Here is a 25066-nt window from a genome sequence, read left to right on the forward strand (position 1 = left end):
ATGAAAAGGAGGGAATGTTTTGGCAAGGATTAGACCCTTTCAAGCCATAAGACCCAGGGAAGATGTAGCGGGCAAAGTTGCCGCCCTCCCTTATGATGTCTACAACCGGGAAGAAGCTCTTGAAGAAATCAAAAAGGAACCCTACTCTTTTTTGAAGGTGGACCGTCCGGAGACCCATTTTCCGGAGGATTTCGATCCTTACCATCCTCAGGTCTATGCCAAAGCTGCAGAGGTTCTGCAGGGGATGATTCAAGAAGGGATCTTCATCCGGGAGGCCAAACCCTGCTATTATATTTATGAGCTCACCATGCAGGGAAGAGCCCAAACCGGTTTGGTAGGCTGTGCCGCCATTGACGATTATCTCCAGGATGTGATTAAAAAACACGAATTGACCAGAGAAGATAAAGAGCTGGACCGCATCAATCATGTGGATGTCTGCAGTGCCCAGACAGGCCCCATCTTCTTAGCTTACCGTGCCCAGGCCGGTATCCATGAAGTGATCGAGAGAGTCAAACAGAATACCCCTCTCTATGATTTTGTCGCGGCCGACGGAGTGCGGCATGCAGTCTGGGTGATTGCAGAGGAGCAGGATATAGAGAAGATTGCCGCAGGGTTTGCGGAAATCCAAAGCATCTATATCGCCGATGGCCACCATCGCACCGCCTCCGCCGTTAAAGTAGGGCTGAAACGAAGGGCGGAGAATCCCCATTATACAGGCCAGGAAGAGTTTAACTTCTTCCTCTCCGTGCTCTTTCCTCACGATCAGCTGATGATTCTAGACTATAACCGGGTGGTCAAAGATCTGAATGGCTTAAGCAAGACGGAGTTCCTGGCAGAGGTTGAAAAATCCTTTGCACTGGAGGAAATAGGGAATACTCCTTATCAGCCTGAAGAGAAAGCCACCTTTGGTATGGTGCTGGAAGGAACCTGGTATAAGCTGAGGGCCCGGCAGGAGATCCGTTCCGCGGACCCTGTGGAGGGGCTGGATGTGTCCTTGCTCCAGAATCACCTCTTAACCCCCATTCTGCAGATTAAGGATATCCGCACGGATAAACGCATTGACTTTGTAGGCGGAATCCGGGGCCTGCAGGAACTGGAAAGAAGAACCGGCAGTGATATGAAATGCGGCTTCTCCCTATATCCCACCTCCATACAAGAGCTTTTTGCCGTATCCGATGCCGGACGGCTGATGCCCCCCAAATCCACATGGTTTGAACCCAAGCTGCGCAGCGGCTTATTTATACACGAACTGTAAAGTAAAAGAAAGCAAGAAAAAAGGGGTGCAGTGCACCCCTTCTTGCATTTCTCCTCAAATAAGCTATAATTAGTAATAGGTGGAAATTAAAAAGTCGCCGTGACCTGAAAGTGTTGGCCCACTTCCAGGCACGAGCAGGTGAGAGAGCACCTACACGTAACAGTCCAGCTGTCCACGACGACATTCTTATTATACAACGCTGCCCGTTTCCGCACAAGCAAGGGGCCTGTGCCGCGGGTGGAGCGGGTGTAATGAGGCGTCGGAGGGAGCAGACTGTGCGGCTTCACGCAGCAGGAGATTCAGCCTATTCCTGACCCAGGCAGCGGAAAGGGATTGTTCGCGTACCCGGTTATGCGGACCGCTTTTCTGTTCACAGCCGGATTGTTTCCGGTTGAGTGGGGTTGGGTATTTAGGATTCAGCAGATAACGAAGCATAGCGCATGTGTAGGGTGAAAAAAACCTCCCATGCGCTTTTTAATTTCCCCTATCAAAGCAGACGGCAGGACCGGGTCATGACCCGGAGCCTTGCCGCTGCTTGACATAGGGGGATAGAAAAGATGACGGATTATCGCAAGATGTATTTTCAACTGGCGGCTCAAGTCGCCGATGCCGTGGATATCCTTTTAAAAGCCCAGCACGTTGAGAGTACAATAATGATGACGTCTAGTGGTCAAAGGGGCAAATAAGACGGTTCAGACACCATATATAGCGTTTTGGGAGCAAAAAACAGGCGAAAACAGGGGCCAAAAAACGCATTTTTTGGCCCCTATTTTTAGCCCATTTTATAGATGACATCAGCTCCATCGCAAACAACCGAATATAGAAACACAGCAAAAGGAGCGGGCATATTTTCGCAACGAAGATATGCCCGTTTTTTTACACCCTTTTTTAAGCATTCAATAAAAATAAGTGGAGGAACAAACATGTTAAAAGTATACCTAACCAGGGGTAACCAAGGGCAAGGAGTCTGGCTTGACCTGCCCACATCTCCCGCAGAGATGGGCGAAGCCTATGCAGTACTGGATGGCATTGACTCAGAAAACCTGAACACTCGCATATCGGCAACTATATCTTCCGTTTCCAATCTGAAAAGGTACATTCATGAGGATGATTCCCTTGAACAGTTAGATACCCTGGCAACGGTGATTAATAAAATGTCCGACAGGGATGCGGCCATATTCTCCGCCGCGCTAGACTTGGAATCAGTGAATGGGATTAAAGATCTTATAAGAATCACATACAATCTGCAAAATTATAAATTCTTTCCGGATGTCACTACTCCGAGAGAGCTGGGCATCTATCTTGTGGAAAGCGGTGATATGGATATTCATAAGAGCGCGTGGCCCTATCTGGATTATGAAAAGGTGGCAGCGGTATACGAGTCCAACCATGGCGGAGCATATACGCTCTTTGGATATGTGGTAAAAAACGATAGCAGTCCTACTCAAACCATTTCAGAAGAAGAACAAATTGGCAGAGGTACTTTCAAAGAAAAGGACTACAGAGTGTACCCGTCAGTGGGGATTATCGACAGCGAAGTGTGGCGAGCCGTGACCGCAAGGTTAAGGGCACCTTTTTCCAACAAAGAAACAGCCGAGCTCCGGGATTTTGCGAACGGTCAAAATGCAGATAGCCGGAGTGAAGGAGTCGGGCAGCGTCCCATCAAAACACAGGACGATGAAACCTCCGTCAGCTTCTGGAACAGCGACAAATACGTTCTTAAGTCCGAGCAGGAGCTGAAACCAGACATAACCCCTGATCCCGGAAGCAATGCGCAAGTACCGCTTGGCCCTGCCGATGACAAAGAATATATTTTCAAGCTTAATGTGTATCCTTCCTATGATCCTGACGTAAGGGATAAAGGATTCACGCTGAAGCTTCCCATGTCAACGCAGGAACTGGGATTAACGCTTAAAGAACACGGCATAACCGATTTTAATGACTGCGATGTAGAAAACTGCGAGTGCCATATAGAAAGACTGTCCAACACCCTGAATCTTGAAGGAGATATCTATGGGCTAAACAGACTTGCAACACAGATTAAACATATGCTTGACAACAAGGAACCCATTGCGAAATTTCTTGCCGCACTAGAAGAACGGCCGAGAGAATTGTCCGTGGCTATAGATATCATGGACAATCTTGACCACTATGAGCTTCTGCCACCAAACGTAAAAACTCCGGCAGACTATGCCAGCTACGTTCTTTTTGATTCAGGCAGATATGAGATCGACGATGAGGTAAGGAATTTCCTTGACCTTGATAAATACGGGAAATACAAAATGGAGGAAGATAGCGTCCGGCAAAGCGTATTCGGAATGCTCCGAAGAATAGATGAACCTTCCCAAGAACCGGAACAAGGCTTCACACAGCAGATGGGAGGTATGTAAAATGAGCAAGGTATTCTCGATCATTGGTTTGGAAACCAACACCGGCATCCGCGATGTCGGACTTATGAGTGGCATCCCTGAAGTAGAGGACATACAAAAATCCCAGCTATATAATGAACTGGTTGAGGATTGTGGGGAATCCGAGTTCGTCACTGTGGCGGTAAAGTCCTTCTGCTATGGTGAAGGTGAACCGGAGGATGCCACAGCAGAGGATCTTAATTGGCTTAAAGCTCATCCTGAATTTTGGAGAAGCAAGGCGGTCACTCATCTGCAAACTGCCAGCTTCGCAATCCTCCACCCCGATCAGGGAATGCAGATGAATATGTAGCACTCTTCGTTTCTTTTGAAACTGAAGGATGCTTTTTTCATTTTATAAGGAGATGATCAAATGTCAGAAAAAGAAAAAGCTGTGGCTGTAAACTTATGCGAGCAGATCTGTACAAAGCATCCGAATATTAAGGTACACCCTTTAAGCTCCCTGCATCTTGAGAGTATGATAGCTAAAAAACCACACATTTCATTGATGAAAGCCAAGGGCATCGGGACAAAAATCCTGGTGCCGTTGCTTCTATAAATAAACCTAATATGATTTTATAATGCTGCCATCAGGAGAAAGTATATGAGGCTATGTTTTCCTAATTTGAAAACATAGCCTCTTTTTTATTGCCTGATGTAGCCCAAAAGGAATGGAGGAAACCACAATGACAAATGAAACCATGCGTATCTTTTTCCCTCTGAAGGTCATCAGCTATCTTCTCAACGACTATGATTGGGATGATGAAAACCCAGTAGAACTTAGCTCCGAGGAGTCGGTGGCTTATGAGGATGCTGTCCTTGCCGCTATTGCGCATGAAAATCGTCGTGTTTTTGAAAACGACCGGGGCCTTGCTGAGTATATTGAAAACGAAGCTCTCAACAAAAAAGTATATAGCCTTAATCCTTCAGTAGAGGTTGTCGATGGCAAGCTATGGGGAGTTATGACCGCCCGATTGACGGAAGCTCTTTCCGGAGAAGAAACCGCCGAGCTTTTGGAATTTGTAGTTGGGCAGAATAGTGATGGCTTTGGAGAGGTGCTTGAGCAGCGCCCTATTAAAACGCCGGATAGCATAATCCATGTCAGCTTCTGGAATAACGATAAGAATTACTCCCTCAAAACAGAACAGGAACTGAAGAAAAGTTCTCCCGTTCCTGGATACAACGGACCCGTGATGGGAGGGATATAATTGAGCAAGTTATTTTCAGTAATTGGATTGGAAACCAGCACCGGCATCCGTGACCTGGTATTTATGAGTGGCATCCCCGAGACTGAGGAGATTCAAGATTCGAGACTCTACAAAGAGCTTGTTGAGGACTGCGGCAGCTCCGATTACATTACAGTAAACTTAAAATCCTTCCTCTATGGGGAGGGAGAACCTGAAAAAATCTCTGGCGTGGACCTGGATTGGATTAAGAACAATCCGGGATTTGCAAACAGCCAGCATGTCACATGCATCAATACCTCCCGATATACGGTCCTGTGTCCTGATCAGGGGATGCAATTGAATATGTAGCGCTCTTAAGTTTAGGAAAAAACTTCAGAGCGCTTTTTTTATTGATAAGAAGGAGATGACCAAATATCAAAAAGGCTATGAATGTAATACTTATACGATCGGATCTGTACGAAACATCCGAATATCATGGTAAACCCCTTTGGCTCCCCGCAAGTCGGGACGAAATACAAGACGCAATGGATCGTGCCCGGATCAAGGTTGGTCAGGAGTATAAAATTCTAGAATGTCTTAGCAGCGAAGGGGGAGAACGCCTTCATCTATTGTGATCCTCCCTATTACCAGACGGAAGGTCATTATGCTGTGGAATTCAAGAAAGAAGATCACGTCAGGCTGCGGGATACCTTGGCCGGCTGCCAGGGGAAATGGCTGGTCAGCTACAATGATTGCGAATTCATCAGGGAATTGTATCAGGACTTTAGCATCAAGGCGGTCAGCCGCATCAATAACCTGGCCCAGCGCTACGAGAACGGCAGTGAATATGCTGAAGTCCTTATTTCCAATTATGACACCGGAGAGCGGAGCCGGGATATGCCATCCCAAATCAATCTTCTCGATGCCGACTAGTTATTTGACTAGCAACTCTAACCCCATTCTGGGGGTCAATTTTAAGGAGGAAATCTCTATGAAGATTATTGGAATGAAAGCTGTCGTAGATAACGAAGGGCAGATCATCCTTCCAGCCGGAATGTAACTTCACAAAAGCTGCATTCCTCTGTTCTTTTTATGGATCAGTTTTTGGAGTGTATCCTTTTAATTTCTATTTCGTCTATAAAGGTAAAAGGAGGTGTATTGAAAATGAGCTTTGATGTTAAAACAGTTGAGCTGATTGCCATAGGCGCTTCTGTGGCAGCAAATTGTCATCCCTGTATCCAGACCCATGTCAATAAGGGTTTAAAGGCTGGACTTACAGAAGAGGAAATCAAAGAGGCGATTGAAGTCGGAAGAACAGTGAGAAGCGGGGCAGCTAACAGTATGGATAAACTGGTTTCAAACCCTGCGGAGCTTATTGCCAACCCGGCAAAAAGCAGCGGCAAATGTTGCTAGATCACTTGAGACCAATGAAAGCAAATTGTTCTGCAGATTCTGTCCGCATGGCTGGAGTATTTCAGTCATGCGGATACTGGATGATTTCTAAAAGAAAGAAGAAAGAGCATGAAGGATAATAAACGGACTTTTGCAGCATCACCTCTCATGATGTTGATATGCGGCAGTATTATATTAGCTCTGGCTTTGGGATTCCGGCAAAGCTTTGGGATTTTCTTAAAACCTATGACCGGCGATTTGGGATACGGTAGGGAGACGTTCTCTTTGGCATTGGCACTACAGAATTTGGTTTGGGGAATTACTCAGCCTTTTACAGGCTGGATTGCCGACAAATATGGAACCAGTAAGGCTTTGCTGATTGGAGCCTTAGTTTATGTACTGGGACTAGTATTTATGGCCTACTCTTCAACTGGTGTAGGGCTAACCCTCAGCGCTGGGGTGCTGATAGGGATAGGACTGGGCGGAAGCAGCTTTGCGGTTATTTTTGGCGCACTGGGCCGGGCGTTTGAAGCGAGAAGAAGGAGTATGGTGCTGGGTATTGCAGGAATGGGTGCATCCTTTGGTATGTTCATGGTTCCCCCTTCTGCACAGTCATTGATCAACTCTTTTGGCTGGTTTAAGACGATCATTATACTGGCCATGACCTGTATCCTAATGTTCGTGCTCTCCATAGGGCTGATTGAGGAGAAGAAGCCGCTTCAGGAAAAAAGGGATACCGGCTCAGCATTGAGTGAAGCATTTAAGCATCGGGATTTCTGGTTATTAGGTATTGGGTTTGCCGTTTGCGGTTTTCAGGTTGTTTTTATGCTTACGCACTTAGCGGCCTATGTCCAAGACCAGGGACTTACGCAAACCGTTGCGGTAAACGCCTTGGCGATCATTGGGTTTACTAATATGTTTGGTTCTTTACTGGCCGGATATTTGGGAGGCAAGTTTCCCAAACCTTATTTGCTCAGCGCCATCTTTTTTCTCCGGGCAATAATCATCCTGATATTTATCTTAACGCCGATCAGTCAAACTACGGTGTATCTGTTCTCAGGTGCGATTGGGCTGATCTGGCTGGGAACGGTACCTCTGACCAATGGGACTTTAGCGACTATCTTTGGGGTCAAATACCTTTCCACCCTTTCGGGCTTAGTCTTTGTCATGCATCAGATCGGCAGCTTTGCCGGAGGCTGGTTGGGGGGAGTGCTGTTCGATCGGACCGGCTCATATCAGGCGATCTGGATAACGGCAATACTCTTGAGTTTAGTTGCTGCACTCAGTTATTTGCCAGTTAAAGAAAGACCAATCTCGGAGCTGAAAACTGAGAGTCAGCAAAGCAATGTGGCTAATGCATAAGCAACTGGGCTGGAGTTAATGGAACGTCATGAATTCATAAAGCTCATAGAGCTCATAGAGCACATAGAACTTATAAAGCATATAGGCACATAGGGCCTAGAACACCTAAAGCTCAAAAATGTGATGACCCAAAAGATGGTAGCCTACAAGCTCTATATGATACAATTGAGAAAGTAACTAATGCCCAGAGGTAAAAGTTTGGATGAGTAAGACCTGAGCTTCTGAGAAGAGTAGGAGTGAGAGCCAATGAGCATGCAGGACCCCAAGTTTACAGAGCTTTATCAAGAGAATTACCCCAAGGTTTTTTCATTTCTGTTAAATGCCACAAATGATCCTGTTCTCACTGAGGATCTGGTTCAGGAGACTTTTATCAGAGCGCTGAATAAGCTGGATACGTTCCGACATGAAGCCAGCATCATCGTTTGGTTAAACAGAATTGGCTACAATTTGTTTCTGGATCACGTGCGGAAGAAAAACCCCATTTTGATCGATGACTTTGAGGGGCAAGTGATTGCGGAAGACAGCTCTGCTGAAGAAGTAGAGCAAAAACTGATGTCGGAATGTATTAGAAGCAAAATCCAGCTGTTACGTGAAAATTACCGCACTCCTTTGTATCTGGATATCAATGGCTATAGCAATCAGGAAATCGCAGAAATCCTTAACTGTTCCCTGGACAATGCCAAAATCCGATTACACCGTGCCAAGAAAAAGATCAAAGAGATTCTGGATGATGATTGCAATATGTACTATGATGAAAGAAATGTTCTATGCTGCTCTCAAAAGAAGTAGGGAGCAGGTCAATGAAATATAAAATAATTTAATATGATGAAGAGCAGAAAGTGAAAGGCGGCCGTTGGGCCGCTTTCATCATTTTTAAATACATCTGACCCAGACACCCGGGTAACTCTCCCCGCAGATCTAAGTCAGAGTATTGATGGTGGATATGCAAAAAGAGACCGTTTCGGTCTCATAACAAAGAGGAAGCATTGGTTGTAGTTTGCAGACTGAGCAGTTTATCTCCTTTAATTTCATCAGCACTCCAGGCAATAACTGCAAAGTGCCCGTTTGAATGCTCAGCGACTTTGTTGATCCACTCAACTTCATGGTTGGCTTTGGCTGACAACAGCTGATTGCTGGTACCGGTCCGGTAAAGGGAAGAAGTGATCAGCCACCACTTTGTTGCAATTCCTGCTCGCTGCAAATCCTCTTCAAGGCGCAGTGCTTCATAGACAGGGGTAGCTTCGTCCAGTGTGACGATAATGACCTCAGTTTCCTCAGCATTGCGGAGCCGAGGCAGCAGCTTCTTAACTGACTCGGGAATCTCACCTTGTGAGCGCTCAATTTCCTTATGATAGCTTTGAGTGGAATAGGAGCAGAAGGGTGTGCCCTGTGGGAGCTGTTTCGATGACAACAACCTGATCTTCGGCTTTTTCCACGATTTTGGCAAAGGCTCTGAAAATGGCAATCTCCTGAGTACAAGGTGAACGCAAATCCTCTTCCATATAGGCGATATCCGCCTCAGACATGGTTTCCCGGGCTTTGGCCAGAACCTCTTTCTGATAATTGGCCAGTTCAGCCTGTTCATCGATAGGGCTCATGGTGATACCACTGCTCTCATCAAGCACGAATTTGAGATGGGTGGCGGTCAGGTGGACCTTTTTGCCCGTACGATCAAGATCCTCGATCACATCATTGAGCGGGAGAATTTGCTCAGTCCGGATTGTTTCGTTGTTAGTGCTCTTTAGTTTCACTTGGAACGAAAGAGTGCTTTAGTTTGTATAGAGGATCAAAATCAAAACTCTCTTATCATCACTGACGTTTTAAAACCTCAGTAATAATAATTTTCCAGTCATTTTTTGGTAAGGTGGTTTCAGTTACGGCAACCTTTTCTGCAATATGTTCAGTGATGGACTGACGTTTTCTAATCCGCTCAGTCAAATAGTCATAGGCAGTTTTGAGTGACATAGTACTGCCTTGTAGGCTATGACAATAGGGGCAATTATTTGCCACATATTCGCCATCAAATTTCTTGCTGAACCTCGAATATATTTCTTGGTACTTAGAGGAAAGATATGCATCCAATGTATCAACAATACTCAGCCGAATGATGCTTAAATCCAGTTTTTGAGCCAGTTCAGGCTGATCCGACAAAAGATCAAGATGGGGAAAGTAGCTGCGAAGTTTTATCGGTTTCCCACATTTCCAGCATGGCTGTTCGACCTCATAGATACGAATTCCTTGCTTCTTAAACCAGGCATATGTTTGCTCTTCAATGGTCTTCGTGCTTCTGCATCGGGGAAAATTGCTGCAGCCGAAGAAAGCGCCATGCGTCCCGTGCCTCACTACATAGTGCCCGTCACACAGTTCGCATGATAAATTCTCGGATGGAGCGGCGGCAGATGGGTGCATTTCTTCAAAAGGATCGTCATAATGCTCTGGATCAAACATGTGATTGAGCAAGGCCGCCGCTACGTCTTCATCGGTTATTGCGTGGTATTGAATAGTATAAGGTACTTGAGCTTTTGAATGACTCCGCTCCTCAATCCCTAATTTCTTTAAATAGGCTTCATGTTCTCCGGGAAGGAGGAAGTCCAAAGGCTTGTCCACAAAAATATAATCGTCCTGGCCCTGTTGTGCTAAATGTATGTACTTCATTTCAATGAGATGTTTTTTGCAGTTCTCAATGACACTTTGATAATCATGATCGGGTTGGTTATTATAAAAACCTTCATAAACTATGTTTCTTATCCGATAATTGCTTACCTCTCTGGCTGGACAGGCATTACTTTGATGCTTAGAACAGCTTTTATAAATACTGTAATACGTTCGCACCACATATTCGGTAAAATTCCCTGTCGGCTGTTTTCTTTGCGCAGCAAAGTATTTCTTTTGACTTTGTATCTTGGCTTCCGGCCACATAGCACGTGCCACCTCCATAAAAAGATAAAGAATTCCAGTCTATAATTTATTATAGTAAAAGGGAGGTGAGGCAGACAAGAAAGACTTTCAGAAATTTGTCATTTCAAAAAGCTATCTCAATCTAATGCAAAAGTGCTCTTTGGTTTCTCCTTGAAACTGAAGAGCACTTTTTATTGCACAAGGAGTGTTGATCCAATGCCAGGAAAAGAAAAGGTTATGACCGTGACGCTCATGCGGTCGGATCTGTACGAATCGCCCTCTTACCTTGGTGCTTCACTGCAGCTTCCCGCAAGTCGGGATGAGATACAGTACACAATAGATCAGGCGCGAATCAGGAACGGACAGGAATACCAAATCGTAGAGTGCTTCAATATTCAGGGGGAGGAACTAAGCTTCATTTCCGAAACCTTTTCCCTTGCAGAATTGAACTTCCTGGCGTGGCGCATAAGCAATATGAATGAACACGACCGAATCGCTTTCACCGGCTGCGTCATCAGGGGCGAAGGAAATCTGAGAATGCGGGAACTGCAGAACAGCGGTGAGCTTCCGAAGTTTAAAGCTGCATTTGAAATCGCTGGTTGCATGGATATCGACCAGGTGCTTGACCTTGCCCGAAACCTTGATTGCTATGATTTTTATCCGGAGCTGACCTTCATGGAGGACTATATAAAGCAGGACTTCATCAACCGCTATCGGATTCCGGCAGACGATCCCACTTTGCAACTCATCCATTTCTCCCGTGCCGATCCTAATCAGATGCAGGACATAAATATCTGCAGAACTCCTTATGGCATCATCCAACGCAACGACCGGGAGATGACTCCGGATATTCCAATCCACGGCTTGGCCAGCAAATGCTGTAACCATAACAAAATAAAGAACGAGAAGGTGCTGTCTTTACAAAAAAGGCAGCGCCTTTTTTGTTTTTCCGAGAAAGGAGCTGAATCATGAACCATGATGTAACCCCAGAAGCAAGAACCAGCGAGGGAACGATTGGCCCGCCCAACAAATGCACCGTAACCCAGCCCCAAAATCCTGCCTGCTGTGAGCGCTGCCCCTATCCCAGTGTCGGTTTTATCTGCTGGAGTCCTGACGGCTCCTGCCTGAAAACCGAAGTGGAGAAAATCAGCCGCCGAAGCAAAGGCAGGTGACGGAATGAACAGTATTATCAGCTGGGTGGGCGGTAAGAAAGCCTTGCGGGAGCTGATCTACCAACGGATGCCTAAAGAATTTGAGCGGTACATTGAGGTGTTCGGCGGCGGTGGCTGGGTGCTCTTTGGCAAGCTGCCCAACACGCCCATGGAAGTCTATAACGATTTTAATTCCGACCTGGCCAACCTGTTCCGCTGTATCCGTGACCGCCCCCTGGCTTTTTTAAAGGAGCTGAACTTCTTTCCCCTCAATGGCCGGGATGAATTCAGTGTCCTTAAAAAGTATCTGGAGAAGGATGAATTCACCAACCCATACCTGCAGGAGGAACTGGAGCTTGCCGAGCGGCATCTTTCAGAACTGCAGTTTGAGGAAATCAAGCCAATTCTTTTGGAAAACGCTCAGATGAACGACGTCAAGCGCGCCGCTGCCTTCTATAAGCTGATCCGTTACAGCTACGGCAGCGGCTGCACCAGTTACAGCTGCCAGCCTTTTGATATCCGCAAAACATTTCACCTGCTCTGGCAGGGGAGCCGGAGACTCAAGAATACGGTGATCGAGAACAAAGACTTTGCAGAACTCATTCACCAGTACGAGCGGGAGAACGCCTTCATCTACTGCGATCCTCCCTATTACCAGACGGAAGGTCACTACGCTGTGGAATTCAAGAAGGAAGATCACGCCAGGCTGCGGGATACCCTGGCCGGCTGCCAGGGGAAATGGCTGGTCAGCTACAATGATTGTGAATTCATCCGGGAGCTGTATCAGGACTTTCGCATCGAGGCGGTCAGCCGCATCAATAACTTAGCCCAGCGCTACGAGAACGGCAGTGAATATGCTGAAGTCCTTATTTCCAATTATGACACCGGAGAGCGGATCCGGGATATGCCATCCCAAATCAATCTTTTCGATGCCGACCAGTTATTAGACTCACAACTATAGACCCATCAGGGGGTTCAATTCAAAGGAGGAGTTTCTGTGAAGATTATTGGAATGCAATCTGTGGTAGATCATGAGGGCCAGATTATCCTTCCGGCAGAAGCCACTGGTGCCGCCGGTCTCAAGCCCGGCGATGTGGTAAACGTTACTCTGGCTATGCCGGGGGAATCCGACCGCCCGCTGCTGGCCATTACTCCTGAGGGCATAGGCATTACGATTCCATTGCCCTGGCCGGGTGATACGAAAGACGGAGATGGAATTCAACTGCCGAACGAGCTGCTGGAGGACGCTGGTATTCCTTTGGACAGTGAACTGGAGATCATTTGCGGCAAAGGAGAAATCATCATCCGCCCCGTCGATCCGCTGGAACTGCTGCCGGATGATCTGCGCGGTCTGTTTGAGGATCTTGGCGTCAATCCTGAAACGGTCCGGCGGGTTATGGAAGAGGAGGGATATGTCGTATGAAAGCAAAAACCATGTACAAGATTATCGACAGCAAAGGCCGGATCCTGATTCCCAAAGAGCTGCGGGGAGCTTGCGCTATGGATTGCGGCGATATAGTCAAGCTGAGCCTTGGCCAGGGATTCCTTACCGCCAAGAAGGTGGATCTCATTGAGGTCGGCGATCAATCGCCGGAAGCGGTGGAAGCATTTGTCCGGGCTGCCATCCAAACCATGCCGGAGGAAACCCAGATTGGCATTGCCGCCCGGCTTCTGGAACTGGTGGAGCAGAGAAAGGGGTAATACCATGAGTGAAAAAATCTTGTTGACCCAGGCGGAATGCCTGCGGACCGGATATGACATGGATATCGGCGGCAAGGTGATTGTTCTTCGACCCTCGACCCTGCCTGAACATTGCCGGGAGGCAAAATTCCAGCTGTATTTCTGCACCGGAGGCAATGGCAGCAAAGCAAATCCCAGCGGGAGGTCCGTCTTTGCGGTTTCCCTGCAGGACGGAGAACGCGTGCGCTGGTACCGCGGCGATGTTCTTGGTATTGCCAAACCGGAAATTCTCTCTGAGCAGGAGCGGCTGCAGCTCTCCCAGATCCGCCCGCCCGGCGCATTGGATTTGCAAACCCATGAGTCCCAGTACAGCGGCTATTGTTTTCTGCCGGATGGACGCCATACCTCCGGGGTATGGCTGTGCAGTCCCCAGGAGGTTTGGGACTACATCGAAATGCAAAAGGATTATCAGCACCGGGTGATGATCTGCGACCGGGATGACTTTTGCGTTTTCGAGATGGTGAAGGGAAAGGTCACCTATCCAACCCAGGAAGCTATCGAAACACACCGTAGGGCTCAGGAACAAAACGGAAGTATGGGGCTGAGGCTATGAAACCCAAACCCATCAGGTCTTAAAGCCGGAGTCAGGTTGCTGATTCCGGCTTTGCTATAGCCAAATTTAAATGAAAGGACTGAAAACCCCATGAACCAAAAAGGAAAGCGCCTCGGCATTCTTGCCCTCGTTCTCCTTGTTCTGGTGTGCGGCGGGATCTATACAGCGTACCGTCTGCATCCGGAAAATTTCATCCGGCAGGGTGAAGTCATCACCCGCGGGGAGTTTGCGGCCATCCTGGTGCGGGAAATGCAGTTGAATACCGCAAATGCGGAGAAAGACCCGCCCAGCTTCCCCGACATTGACGGCCATTGGTCGGAAGCCAACATCGAGGCCCTGATCCGGGCCGGCATTATCGACCCCGCCGATTATTCTGATGGCTTTCATCCAGACGATCTCATTACTCGTGCCGAGATCACCAAGATGCTGGTGCGGCTCAGCGGCAAGGGCGAGGAAGCGAAAAACACCCAGGGGCACAGCGGCTATGAGGATCAGAATGGGATCAAAGACGGAGACAAGGGCTATCTGATCATTGGCCGGGAGAACGGAATCATCGGTGATACTGCTGATAACAAAATCCATCCCAATGACCCGGTGACCAAGGGAGAAGCCGACGATCTAATCGACAAGGTCACCCCGGAAAATCCCGCACCGGGAGAACCCAGGCCGACACCGCCTGCAAAGCCCCCCAACACTCCGGAGCAGCCGGCGCCTAACCCGGAGAACCCGGATCAGAATCAGCAGCCTCCTATACCAACGCCGGGCAATAACACCGGGAGCGGCTCAGGCGGCGGTTCTCATTACTATCCCGCGGCCCAGGTGAGCTTCGAAATCCCTGAAACAGCTCACACCGACAGTGAAATTCTGGTGATGCCGGTTTGGAAGTATATGAGCAGCTTTACCTGGTCCCTGAGCAAAACCGCCGTGGATGGTTCGCTGCAGTCCGTGGAGCTGGAGGATGCTGTCCTCGGCACCCTGGGCCTGGAAGGCGGCACGATCCAATTTAAAGAGGACGGACGGTACACCCTGACTGCCATAGCCAAAAACGTCAGAGGAAAAGAAACCGTATTGTCACAACAGATCACGGTCTATCCGGTCATCGACCTGAGCTTTGATCTGCCGGAAACAACGCATACAGATAAATCTGCTACGCTATTTTTCGCCCCGGAAGCTCTCTTTGGTAACGACATCATGTGGAGTGCCGAGAAGGACGGAGAGTCCGTTCAGCCTGCCGATATTCTGGACGGAGAGCTCGGCAATGAAGGCGGCACCTTTGTGTTCGGGAACAAGGGTGAATATACGCTAACTGCAACACTAACGGATGAAAATAGTCGCATATTTAAACATTCTGAAACGACCAAGGTGTATCCGGTGGCCGGAATCTCTTTTGATCTTCCGTCAGCCTCCCATACTGATACTGTCTTTGACGTCTCAACTGTACTTACAGAAACAGACGGCCTGACTGTGAACTGGAGTCTGACCAAAAACGGAGAGGCGGCAGAATTGGCCGATGAATTGGAAGGTACGCTGACCAATGAGGGAGGCAGGATACGCTTCCGGGACAAGGGAGTGTACATGCTTGCCGGCTCAGTCACCGACCAAACTGGCCGGACCTTTGCCGCCTCCCAAACCATCGCGATCTATCCGGTCGGATCCGTCGGCTTCTACCTGCCTGAGATCACGCACACAGACACCCCCGTCCAGGTGGAAAGCCGCTTTGAGAACCTGGGGGACGCTTCCATTCAGTGGTCGCTGACCAGGGACGGAGCAGCGGTCAGTCTTGCCGATGCGGTGGAGGGGGAATTGAATAATGAAGGCGGTTCCATCCGTTTCCTTAAAAAAGGCGAATATATCCTGCAAGCCGCCTTTACGGATCCCGCCGGTCGGACCTACAGCTACACTGCGCCGGTCAAGGTCTATCCTGTTCCCGGTATTTCCTATGAGTCGCCGGAAACCGCCTATACCGATACCACGCTTAATGTGCTCCCGGAAACATGGGAATTAGACGGCTTAAATGTGGAGTGGCTGTTGGAGAACGGCTTCGGATTTCAGGATTGGAACACTTATGTTGACGGTACGCTGGATAATACCGGTGGCACCATCCGTTTCAAACATGCCGGAACCTATGAGCTGATTGCCCGTATCACTGATGAAATAGGGCGGGTGTTCCTTTTTGAGAACGGCGGCAGTATTGAAGTCCTGCCCGTATTGAATATTTCCTTTGAACTTCCTAAATCAACCCACACCGACCGCACCATCGACCTGAGAACCCGAGGCAACAACAATGTGCTGCCGGTGGAATGGACGCTTAGCAAAGACGGCAAACAGGTTGAGTCTTCCGATGTCATAGAGGGAACCCTGAATGCCTACGGCGGTAAAATACGCCTTATGCAGGTCGGGGATTATATCCTCACTGCTTCGATGACGGACGCCTTGGGCAGAGTTTTCTCTTACAGCGCGTCCACCTCGGTTTATCCGATTCCAGCAATTTCACTTAACGTACCGCAGGTCTGGTATGCCGGAGAAGCCGGAACGGTCGGCGTCAGCGGTACAGACCTCGAGAATCTCACCCCGGATTGGAAGATCGTACAGGAAGACGGCGGTGCCGAACCGTATGCCAATTACGTCTCCGGCACACTTGCCAAAGAGGGGGGCACAATTACCTTTCCGATCAAGGGGCAGTATGAGCTGATTCTGACCATGACGGATCCTACAGGGCGGACCTTTATCCAAAGTCAGAGCTTTACCGTCTATCCCATCCCATCGATCTCCCTGAGTCTACCGCAGACCTGGCATGCAGGAGAAGCCGAAATGGTCGGCCTCAGCGGCACTGATTTGGAGAACCTTACCGTGGATTGGACAGTTAAGCAAGGGAATGGCGACGCCAAGCCATATTCTGCGTATACTTCCGGCGCATTGACCGGGGATGGCGGCACAATTAGCTTTCCGTCAAAAGGACAGTACCAGCTGATTGTTACCCTGACAGATACCAACGGACGTCCTTTCAGCGCAAGCCGCAGCATCACCGTCTATCCCATCCCTTCTGTTTCGCTCAGTACCACACAGCCCTGGTATGTTGGGGAAGCCGGAACGGTTGGCGTAAGCGGCACGGATCTGGAGAACCTCACTGCGGACTGGACGATCCGCCAAGACAGCAGTGGGGAAAAGCCCTATTCAAACTATGCTACCGGTACCCTGGCGAAATTGGGCGGTACAATAACCTTCCCGGCCAAAGGTCAGTATGTACTGACGCTCGCTTTGACGGACGCCACCGGCAGAACCTTTACCAAGAACCAGAGCTTCACCGTTTATCCCATCCCTGCAATGACTCTCGGACTTCCGGCACTCAGCTACAGCGGCGATCCCATCGCCATTACCGCTTCCGGCTCTGAGCTTAATGGAACGGATATTGCTTGGCTTATCTCTGTGGATGGCGGTCCAGCCAAACCCTATACCCAATATGCCACAGGCTCTGTTGACACAGGCGGCGGTTCCCTGAGCATCAGTACAGATAAAACCATCGCCGTTACGCTGATTGCTGAAGCAACGGATGTGAACGGCAGAAAATTCACCTTCACCTCCAATACCGCAACAGTCAAGCCGGTTGCCAGCTTCCCTTTCACACTCCCATCCTCTGTGCATATCGGCGGCAATATAAATGTATCCCTGCCGGCTACATCCGGACTGGAGGGCAGAAGCCTCATCTGGTCACTGACCAAAGACGGAAGCCCGGCATCCTATTCCGGTACTCTGTCAAACAACGGGGGCACCATTGCCATTAATGCACCCGGCAGCTATATCCTGACCGCAAGCACGACTGACAGCACAGGCAGAACTTTCACGTATTCCCGAAGCATCACCACTACCAACACCCCGCCAAACAAGCCTACAGGAAGCGCAACGGTAGTCCGCACCGCCAAGGGCGGCAAGCTGCTGGTCAACATCTCGGCCTCCGCTACTGATCCGGACGGTGATGCTGTGACCCTTGAATACTCAGGCAACACTGCGGACAGCTATTATCCTGTGGGTACTCACACCGTGAAGGTCCGGGCCAAGGACACTTGGGGCCTGTATTCCGACTGGACAAATATTACCTTCACTGTAACCAACTCCGCACCTACCACACCAGTGATTACCCGTACCCCTGACGGCAACAGCGTGGCACCCGGGGTGGCTATTACCATCACCGCCTCCAGCACCGATCCTGACGGCGATGCCATCACATATATTTGGGAAGGACGTCCGGCCCAGACCAGCACCGCTTATCCGCTTGGCAAGAATGTGGTCCGCGTCAAAGCTGTTGATTCCACCGGAGCCGAGTCGCCCTGGGCAGCAATAGTGTTCTTTATCGCCGATCCCAATCACGGCGGCGGCATGACCCTGACCGGACCGGAATCGGTCATTCTCGAACAGGGAATTGCAGGAGCGACCATTACCAACTATACGTTCACCGTACCTCCTGTTTCCGGGCACAGCGGTCAGGACTACGGACGGGTCCGCGGCTACAACATCCTCACGGGACAATGGGACCAGCTGGACTACGCCACGACCACCAACGGCATCACCTTCAGCCGTAGCCTGTCTCCTGGAATCTACAGTCAGCTGGAATTCTATTACTATACGAACCATGATTGCATGTATAACAAAAGCAACATCACCTATTCCGTCAATTTCTATTTTCAGTGACAGATGATTACGGTTTGGCAAGGAAAGGAGGAAGCCTCATGAACGGTATTCAGATCCGGAACAACCGCATCTTCTATTATGGGAATCAGGCAGGCTATATCGAAAAAGGGAAGGCTGTCGTCGACCCTTTGTTTCAGAATGAAGAAATCCAATCTCACTTGACCGAAAAGGAGGGCTTGAAGCTGGAATGGCGGAACGGCACCTATGCCCGTCTGGCAAATGGCAGCCTTGATCCGGAGGGCAATGGGCCGCTGCTTAAAAACTGCCGGGTCTGGCAGCTCAAACCGGATGCGGATGTGATGATGAAATTCATCGGCTATGAAGAACTGCAGGAACAATTCGGGGAACCCGATCCGAAGAACTATAGGGTGGTCTATGACGGCGAGGTGGAAACCAATGACTTGGAGCAGCTCTTCGCCAAGTTCAACCTTGACCACCCGCCCGGCTATGAAGGGCACAGCCTCTCCATCTCGGATGTGGTGGAGCTTTATGATGACTCCGGCAGCTCTTTCCACTATGTGGACCGCTTCGGATTTCGGGAGATTTCCTTTCAGACATCTGGCCAGGAGCAGAGCCAAAGTCCTCAGATTAACATGTAGAAAGCATTCCATAGCCGGAAGGCTTTTTTTATTCCCAAAATGAAGGAGGAAAAACCGTGAGAAAAGCACAGAGCGCAGCCCAGGCCTCGCAGGAGTCCACCCAGACGGCGGCGGAACAGTCTCTGCTCATGAAAGTGGATGTTAAAATCGGCTCCATCCGTCCCGAAGGCAATGTCCGGGCCTATGCCTCCATTAACCTCAATGACTGCTTCGCCATCAGGAATGTGAGGATCGTGGACAGCACAAAAGGACTGTTCGTGGCTATGCCCAGTTACAAAGCGGGAAACGATTACCGGGATATCTGCTTTCCTGTTACCAAGGAATTCAGGGAACAGCTCAACAAGGCCGTCATCGACGCTTACCATCAAGCCCTGGTTCAGAGCCAAGGTCCAAACCAGCAGAAGGCAGCAGAGACGGCCACGCTCGATCAGGCAGCGGAGCAGTCCCTCGGCCTACGGATGGGATGAGCGTGCACAAACCAACGCTCAAAAAAGATTGAGGATGATGCCATGAGCAAAGAGCAAGATATGGAACCACTGGCTACCTGCCGCGCCTATTACCCCAGACTTCTCAAAATGAAACTCCCGGAAAACCTCGTCGTTCGTAATGGGTTTCTGTGCAAAGGAAATCTACCCGCAGCCCTTGTGACGTCAGGGATTGTTGAAGCTGCGGCCCAGGGCTTTCTCCAAGTGGATGACCCACAGGAATACGAAACCGGATAAATTTCTCGGGCAGCATAGCACCGGCCTTGACCGCCGGTGTTTTTGCTGCCCATGCGGAGGTGGCCAACACGAAAGACGTGGATCTGGAACTGGATTTGATCCGAGTTGTGCTCGATCCCAATCCCCTTTTTAAATATGAGCTTATTTACAGGGACGGATCGGCCACAGCTATGAGGGGGGTACATAGTTTTGACGAGGATTGGTATTACCTTTATAAAAGTGACACAGAAAGACACCGGGTTAAGCGGCGTAAAGACCTGGAAGGCATTTCGCCCGACTTTACCTATAACCGGCAGCAAGGCAGGCGGGGAGCTAAGCTGGACAGACAAAAACCCCTTGAGCAAAGTAGGGTAGCAGACTCGCAGGCTGAGGAAGAAGTGCCGGAGCAAAACAACTCCTTACACATGGGCGGCATGTAAATAACCTGGATCAAATAAGAAAATGAATTTGGAGGCAAATCATTATGAAAAAATGGATTAATAAAATAAATGCCAAGATCACGGAAAAAACCATATTGGCTAAGAGCCTGCTCTCCTCCCAGCGCGGTGAAGGCTTCGTGGATAGTGCCATCAAAATCCTGATTGCCGTTGTCATCGGTGCCCTGGTCCTGGCCGGTCTTTACGCTCTGTTCGGGGAGACGGTCTTGCCCACCCTCAAACAACGGATCGAGGACATGTTCAATTATGGAAATTAAGCTGCCGCTCTTTTTGCAGAGCGGATTTTTTACTGCCCTACTGGCCGCTGCCTCTTTTTGGGATATCCGGAAACGGATCATTCCCGATACTCTCTGCCTGGGCATTGCCCTGACAGGTTTGCTGGTTTTCCAGCCGGCAAACCTATGGGGGATCTTCGTCGCCCTGCCGTTTTTGCTTGCCGCCCTGATCTGGGGCGGTACAGGCGGTGGGGATATCAAGCTGATGGCGGCAGCCGGATTGGTACTGGGTTTCAACAAGAGCATGGCCGCTCTGATTGTGGGACTCAGCGGGTTGCTTTTATTTCATGGCGCTCTCGCCATCATCCAAAAACTGCGCGGGAGGACAGTGCCCAGGACCTATCCTCTCGCGCCGTTTTTAACTCTCGGCTGTCTTTTAGCCTATTTCATTCATTAAAGGGGGAACGCTCAATGGGCTTTCTGAAAAACCGCACGGTGCTGGGGGGACTCTGCATCGTGCTTTCTTTATTCATCTGCTTTGCGCTTACGCCGCTGTTCAACCAGAGCGTAACCCGGAAAGCAACCGTTGTCCGGGTGATCAAGGACATCAAATCCGGGGATGCGATCACCAAAGATATGGTGCAGACCGTGGAGGTTGGGGGCTATAACCTGCCGGAGAATGTCATCCGGCAAAGTGAAACCGTAATCGGTAAATACGCTACAGCGGACTTGCTGCCCGGTGATTATATCCTCACCGAAAAAGTAGCAGACACTCCGGCTTTTGAAAACGCCTATCTATACAGCTTGAATGGTGACAAACGGGCCATTTCCGTCAGCCTCAAAAGTTTGGCCCAGGGGCTCTCCGGCAAGCTGATTTCCGGGGATATCGTGTCGGTGATTGCCCCGGATTACCATAAGCAGGGCTCCACCGTAATTCCGCCGGAGCTGACCTATGTGGAGGTTATCGGTGTGACTGCCAGCACGGGCTACGATACCGATACCGGTGAGTGGAGTGAAAATAACGCAGACGAGCGAGAGCTTCCCGCCACTGTCACTTTGCTGGTATCGCCGGAACAGGCTAAAATCCTGGCGGATCTGGAAGCAGACGGCAAGCTCCATCTTTCTCTGGTTTACAGAGGATCCCAGGAGGGTGCCGCCCGATTTACTCAGCTGCAGGACAAGGTGATTGCTACCCTGTATCCGGCTCTCACAGAGCATAGTGCCGGAACATCAACTCAGCCGCCGGTTGAGTCCCAGGCTCCGGCAAAGCCGGAAAACTCTACGGAGGGAACCGGAGGTGAGTAAGGTGCTGAATTTTATGAAAGGAAGTATTTTCAGCCGCGGCAAAACCGAGCCTGCCCCAGCCGAACAGGAGCAGGCTGTTCAGGTGCTGGCGATCTGGGGCAGCCCCGGCAGCGGCAAAACCACGGTCAGTGTCCGGCTGGCCAAGTATCTGGCTGACCGGAAAAAGAATGTGGCGCTGCTGCTTTGCGATATGACCGCCCCCATGCTGCCCTGCATTTGTCCCCCCGGTGATCTGGAGGTGGAGCGTTCCCTGGGCAGCATTCTGGCCGCCACCCATGTGACGGATCTGCTCATCAAACAGAACTGCATCACCCATAAAAAGATGAGCCACCTGACCATCATCGGCATGCTCAAAGGGGAGAATGTGTTTACCTATCCGCCCTATACCCAGGAACTGGCCGCAGAGCTGCTCGACCACCTGCGGGATATCGCTCCCTATATCATCATTGATTGCAGCAGTCCCATCGCTCATGACATTCTGTCGGCAGTGGCGCTTATGGAAGCCGATTCCGTGCTGCGGATGGTCAACTGCGATCTTAAGTCCATCAGTTACTTCTCCAGCCAGCTGCCGCTGCTCCGGGATCAGAAATGGGATACAGATAAACAGTACAAGGTGGCGTCCAATATCAAGCCCAACCAGGCGGGGGAGCATATCGAGCAGGTGCTGGGTAATGTCCTGTTCAAAATCCCCCATTCGGACGAGCTGGAGAACCTGACCCTCTGCGGGGATTGGTTCAAGGATCTGGGCCTCAAGGACAGCCGCGGGTTTCGGACTGAAATCGCCAAAATTGCCAAGGAGGTGTTTGGCGTATGAGCCGAAGCAGCAATAAACATGACGGTACCGAGCAGAAGAAGCCAATGTTGCTTTCCTGGACAACCGAAAAATCCCAAACCTTAAGTACAGCAGGCCATCAAAGCCTGTTTTTTTCATCTTCGGGACAGCGGGAGTTCAGTTCCGTCCTGAGGGAGGTGCAGGAGTATATCTCCTCCCATTACGCCGGGCTGATTACCGAAGGAGGCGCAGGGGAGGTGAAGGAGCAGACCCAGCGTTATATCGCCAAATACATTCAGGATAACCGCATTGCGGTAATCGGTATGAGCGAGCAGCAGCTGGTGGACACCCTCTACTCCGAGATGGCGGAGTTCGGCTTTCTCACCAAATACATCTTCGGCAGCGGAATCGAGGAAATCGACGTCAACGCCTGGGATGATGTGGAGGTTCAGTACAGCAGCGGCATCACCCAAAAGTTGGACGAACACTTTGAAAGCCCGGAACATGCCATCAATGTGATTCGGCGCATGCTCCATGTCAGCGGTATGGTGCTGGATAACGCCAATCCCACCGCCCTGGGGCATCTCTCCAAAAATATCCGCATCGCTGTGCTGAAAACGCCGATCGTGGACGAGGATGTGGGGATCGCCGCCAGCATCCGGATCGTTAACCCTCAAGACATGCAAAAAGAGGATTTCACCCGGAACGGAACCGCCACCGAACCCATCCTGGATTTTCTGGCTGAATGCTTGCGCTACGGGGTTTCCACCTGTGTGGCGGGAGCGACTTCATCCGGTAAGACTACCTTGCTCGGCTGGCTGCTGACCACCATTCCCGACGGAAAAAGAACTTTTACCATCGAAAACGGCTCCCGAGAACTGGCCATGGTGCGCCGGAAGAACGGCAAGGTCATCAACAGCGTTATCCATACCTTGACCCGGGACAGCGAGAATGAGCGGCAGCGGATTACCCAGACCACCCTGCTGGATATGGCCCTGCGCTTTAATCCGGATTATGTGGTGGTGGGGGAGATGCGCAGTGCGGAAGCCAATGCGGCCCAGGAAGCAGCGCGCACAGGGATCACCGTGCTGACCACGATTCACTCCAACAGCTGCGAAGCCACCTGGCGCCGGATGGTCTCCCTTTGCAAGCGGGCTGTCGATATGTCCGACGAAACCCTGCTGGGCTATGTCACGGAAGCGTACCCGCTGGTAGTGTTCTGCAAGCAGCTGGAAAACAAAGCGCGCCGGGTTATGGAGGTTATGGAGTGCGAAATCCGGCCGGACGGCACCCGGAATTTTCGGCCGCTGTTCCGCTACCAGATCACCGAGAACCGCATCGAGGATGGAAAGTTCATCATCAGCGGCCGGCATAGTGTGGTGCAGGGCATTTCGGAAAGCCTGCAAAGGCGCCTGCTGGAAAACGGCATGCCTCAGAGTACCCTGAAGCGAATCTTAGCGATGGGCGGTGGCATGGGATGACTGAATTTTTGCTCTTGGCCTGCATTGGCATGATTGCCGGTTTTTTTTTATTGCTGAGGATTACCCCGCTGGAGTTTACTGACGGGTTGTTCGGGTTTTTGACCCGGCCCAATAAGAGTATCCGGTCGGAGATCAATGAAGCCACCCGGCGGAAAAAGGCCGGTCTCCTGCGCCGGGAAATCACCGAGGTGCAGGAAATCCTCAAGCTGACCGGGCGCGGCGGCCGCTTCTCCATGATCTGCGCCGCGGCACTGCTGCTCTTTGCCGTGGGAGCGAGCCTGGCTATCCTGCTGGGCAATCTCTTTCTCATCCCCGTGCTGGCGGCCGGATTGATGTTCCTGCCCTTCTGGGCTATCCGGCTGACGGCGGCTCATTACCATAAGAGCGTGGCCGCCGAGCTGGAAACGGCGCTCTCCATCATCACCACCTCTTATCTGCGCAATGAAAACATCCTCACGGCAGTGGAGGAAAGCGTCCAATATCTGAACCCGCCTGTCCGCAATGTGTTTGCCGGTTTTCTGACTCAGGTAAAACTGGTTGATCCGGATGTGGAAACAGCTCTTCAGGCCTTAAAGCCGAAAATCCAAAACCAGGTCTTCCAGGAGTGGACCGATGCCGTCAGCGCCTGCCAGTACGACCGCAGCCTCAAGACCACCTTGACCCCGATTGTGGCCAAGCTCAGCGATATGCGCATCGTCAACGCGGACCTGGAATATCTAGTCTCTGAGCCCCGCAAGGAGTTCATCATCATGGCCCTGCTGGTGGTTGGCAATGTGCCAATCATGTATTTTCTCAACAAAGGCTGGTACCACACCCTGATGTACACCCCCGTGGGGCAGATCATCCTGGCGGTTTGCGCGGCGGCGATTTTTATCTCGGCGGCCTGGGTGATTAAGCTGACCAAGCCCATTGAGTACAGGAGGTGAC

28 protein-coding genes and 2 pseudogenes are annotated in these 25066 nt (G+C 50.3%); 28 read left to right on the plus strand and 2 right to left on the minus strand.

The features are described from left to right. Positions 1–19: 19 nt before the first annotated feature. The 11 genes and pseudogenes from DESLBE_RS19335 (at position 20) to DESLBE_RS19385 (ending at position 8369) form a co-directional block, all read left to right on the plus strand. Positions 20–1255, plus strand: coding sequence for a DUF1015 family protein (locus DESLBE_RS19335; protein ID WP_144677946.1), 1236 nt, complete (start codon positions 20–22; stop codon positions 1253–1255). A gap of 557 nt (positions 1256–1812) precedes the next feature. Continuing rightward, positions 1813–1941: a hypothetical protein gene (locus DESLBE_RS27340; protein ID WP_282433901.1), complete on the plus strand. Its 129-nt coding sequence runs from the start codon at positions 1813–1815 to the stop codon at positions 1939–1941. Positions 1942–2178: 237 nt separating this feature from the next. After that, positions 2179–3645 carry an antirestriction protein ArdA gene (locus DESLBE_RS19345; protein ID WP_172625457.1) on the plus strand — a complete coding sequence of 489 codons (1467 nt, stop codon included), beginning with the start codon at positions 2179–2181 and terminating at the stop codon, positions 3643–3645. A gap of 1 nt (position 3646) precedes the next feature. After that, positions 3647–3973 carry a hypothetical protein gene (locus tag DESLBE_RS19350; protein WP_144677948.1) on the plus strand — a complete coding sequence of 109 codons (327 nt, stop codon included), beginning with the start codon at positions 3647–3649 and terminating at the stop codon, positions 3971–3973. A 60-nt stretch (positions 3974–4033) separates the two neighbouring features. Continuing rightward, positions 4034–4219, plus strand: coding sequence for a hypothetical protein (locus DESLBE_RS19355; protein ID WP_144677949.1), 186 nt, complete (start codon positions 4034–4036; stop codon positions 4217–4219). 127 nt (positions 4220–4346) lie between these two features. Beyond that, positions 4347–4868: a hypothetical protein gene (locus tag DESLBE_RS19360; protein ID WP_144677950.1), complete on the plus strand. Its 522-nt coding sequence runs from the start codon at positions 4347–4349 to the stop codon at positions 4866–4868. Next, positions 4869–5195 carry a hypothetical protein gene (locus tag DESLBE_RS19365; RefSeq protein ID WP_144677951.1) on the plus strand — a complete coding sequence of 109 codons (327 nt, stop codon included), beginning with the start codon at positions 4869–4871 and terminating at the stop codon, positions 5193–5195. A gap of 243 nt (positions 5196–5438) precedes the next feature. Next, a pseudogene (locus tag DESLBE_RS19370) lies at positions 5439–5759 on the plus strand (DNA adenine methylase); the annotation flags it as partial. 231 nt (positions 5760–5990) lie between these two features. After that, complete coding sequence (locus DESLBE_RS19375; RefSeq protein ID WP_007781334.1) at positions 5991–6239, plus strand: carboxymuconolactone decarboxylase family protein; 249 nt, start codon at positions 5991–5993, stop codon at positions 6237–6239. 108 nt (positions 6240–6347) lie between these two features. Then, positions 6348–7580 carry an MFS transporter gene (locus DESLBE_RS19380; protein WP_144677952.1) on the plus strand — a complete coding sequence of 411 codons (1233 nt, stop codon included), beginning with the start codon at positions 6348–6350 and terminating at the stop codon, positions 7578–7580. 246 nt (positions 7581–7826) lie between these two features. Further along, positions 7827–8369: an RNA polymerase sigma factor gene (locus tag DESLBE_RS19385; RefSeq protein WP_144677953.1), complete on the plus strand. Its 543-nt coding sequence runs from the start codon at positions 7827–7829 to the stop codon at positions 8367–8369. Between the two features lie 178 nt (positions 8370–8547). Here DESLBE_RS19385 and DESLBE_RS19390 read toward each other — a convergent pair. Beyond that, positions 8548–9310: pseudogene (locus DESLBE_RS19390) on the minus strand (ArsA-related P-loop ATPase); the annotation flags it as partial. A gap of 79 nt (positions 9311–9389) precedes the next feature. Continuing rightward, entirely contained in the window at positions 9390–10499 is a 1110-nt protein-coding gene (locus DESLBE_RS19395; protein ID WP_144677954.1) for a topoisomerase DNA-binding C4 zinc finger domain-containing protein, read from the minus strand. A gap of 195 nt (positions 10500–10694) precedes the next feature. Here DESLBE_RS19395 and DESLBE_RS19400 point away from each other — a divergent pair, with 195 nt between their 5' ends. The 17 genes from DESLBE_RS19400 to DESLBE_RS19480 all read left to right on the plus strand — a co-directional run bounded on the left by DESLBE_RS19400 (position 10695) and on the right by DESLBE_RS19480 (position 25065). Further along, a complete protein-coding gene (locus DESLBE_RS19400) occupies positions 10695–11450 on the plus strand; it encodes an antirestriction protein ArdA (protein WP_194239732.1) in 756 nt (251 codons plus the stop codon). Next, the gene (locus DESLBE_RS19405; RefSeq protein WP_144677955.1) at positions 11447–11650 is read left to right on the plus strand and encodes a hypothetical protein; all 204 of its coding nucleotides are present in this window, start codon (positions 11447–11449) and stop codon (positions 11648–11650) included. The genes DESLBE_RS19400 and DESLBE_RS19405 overlap by 4 nt, the downstream gene beginning before the upstream one ends. Positions 11651–11654: 4 nt before the next feature. Further along, positions 11655–12590, plus strand: a complete 936-nt coding sequence (locus tag DESLBE_RS19410; RefSeq protein WP_144677956.1) for a DNA adenine methylase — start codon at positions 11655–11657, stop codon at positions 12588–12590. A 36-nt stretch (positions 12591–12626) separates the two neighbouring features. Then, positions 12627–13052: a hypothetical protein gene (locus tag DESLBE_RS19415; protein WP_144677957.1), complete on the plus strand. Its 426-nt coding sequence runs from the start codon at positions 12627–12629 to the stop codon at positions 13050–13052. After that, a complete protein-coding gene (locus tag DESLBE_RS19420; protein WP_144677958.1) occupies positions 13049–13330 on the plus strand; it encodes an AbrB family transcriptional regulator in 282 nt (93 codons plus the stop codon). The genes DESLBE_RS19415 and DESLBE_RS19420 overlap by 4 nt, the downstream gene beginning before the upstream one ends. A 4-nt stretch (positions 13331–13334) precedes the next feature. Next, positions 13335–13922, plus strand: coding sequence for a hypothetical protein (locus DESLBE_RS19425; RefSeq protein WP_144677959.1), 588 nt, complete (start codon positions 13335–13337; stop codon positions 13920–13922). Positions 13923–14012: 90 nt separating this feature from the next. Beyond that, entirely contained in the window at positions 14013–18608 is a 4596-nt protein-coding gene (locus DESLBE_RS19430) for an S-layer homology domain-containing protein (protein ID WP_144677960.1), read from the plus strand. 38 nt (positions 18609–18646) lie between these two features. After that, the gene (locus tag DESLBE_RS19435) at positions 18647–19207 is read left to right on the plus strand and encodes a YodL domain-containing protein (RefSeq protein ID WP_144677961.1); all 561 of its coding nucleotides are present in this window, start codon (positions 18647–18649) and stop codon (positions 19205–19207) included. A gap of 56 nt (positions 19208–19263) precedes the next feature. Beyond that, complete coding sequence (locus DESLBE_RS19440; protein ID WP_144677962.1) at positions 19264–19674, plus strand: SpoVG family protein; 411 nt, start codon at positions 19264–19266, stop codon at positions 19672–19674. A gap of 42 nt (positions 19675–19716) precedes the next feature. Then, complete coding sequence (locus DESLBE_RS19445; RefSeq protein ID WP_144677963.1) at positions 19717–19929, plus strand: hypothetical protein; 213 nt, start codon at positions 19717–19719, stop codon at positions 19927–19929. Between the two features lie 26 nt (positions 19930–19955). Beyond that, the gene (locus DESLBE_RS19450; RefSeq protein WP_144677964.1) at positions 19956–20348 is read left to right on the plus strand and encodes a hypothetical protein; all 393 of its coding nucleotides are present in this window, start codon (positions 19956–19958) and stop codon (positions 20346–20348) included. A gap of 44 nt (positions 20349–20392) precedes the next feature. Next, on the plus strand, positions 20393–20623 hold the full coding sequence (locus DESLBE_RS19455; RefSeq protein ID WP_144677965.1) for a DUF6133 family protein: 231 nt from the start codon (positions 20393–20395) through the stop codon (positions 20621–20623). Further along, positions 20613–21038 carry an A24 family peptidase gene (locus tag DESLBE_RS19460; RefSeq protein ID WP_144677966.1) on the plus strand — a complete coding sequence of 142 codons (426 nt, stop codon included), beginning with the start codon at positions 20613–20615 and terminating at the stop codon, positions 21036–21038. Before DESLBE_RS19455 ends, DESLBE_RS19460 begins: the two co-directional genes overlap by 11 nt. 14 nt (positions 21039–21052) lie before the next feature. After that, on the plus strand, positions 21053–21886 hold the full coding sequence (cpaB, locus tag DESLBE_RS19465; protein WP_144677967.1) for a Flp pilus assembly protein CpaB: 834 nt from the start codon (positions 21053–21055) through the stop codon (positions 21884–21886). Between the two features lies 1 nt (position 21887). Further along, entirely contained in the window at positions 21888–22700 is an 813-nt protein-coding gene (locus DESLBE_RS19470) for an AAA family ATPase (protein ID WP_144678693.1), read from the plus strand. Further along, positions 22697–24139 carry an ATPase, T2SS/T4P/T4SS family gene (locus DESLBE_RS19475; RefSeq protein ID WP_144677968.1) on the plus strand — a complete coding sequence of 481 codons (1443 nt, stop codon included), beginning with the start codon at positions 22697–22699 and terminating at the stop codon, positions 24137–24139. Before DESLBE_RS19470 ends, DESLBE_RS19475 begins: the two co-directional genes overlap by 4 nt. After that, positions 24136–25065 carry a hypothetical protein gene (locus DESLBE_RS19480; RefSeq protein ID WP_144677969.1) on the plus strand — a complete coding sequence of 310 codons (930 nt, stop codon included), beginning with the start codon at positions 24136–24138 and terminating at the stop codon, positions 25063–25065. Before DESLBE_RS19475 ends, DESLBE_RS19480 begins: the two co-directional genes overlap by 4 nt. Position 25066: the final 1 nt, after the last annotated feature.

This window comes from Desulfitobacterium sp. LBE (assembly GCF_007830365.1).
GTDB classification, from domain to species: Bacteria; Bacillota; Desulfitobacteriia; order Desulfitobacteriales; family Desulfitobacteriaceae; genus Desulfitobacterium; species Desulfitobacterium hafniense.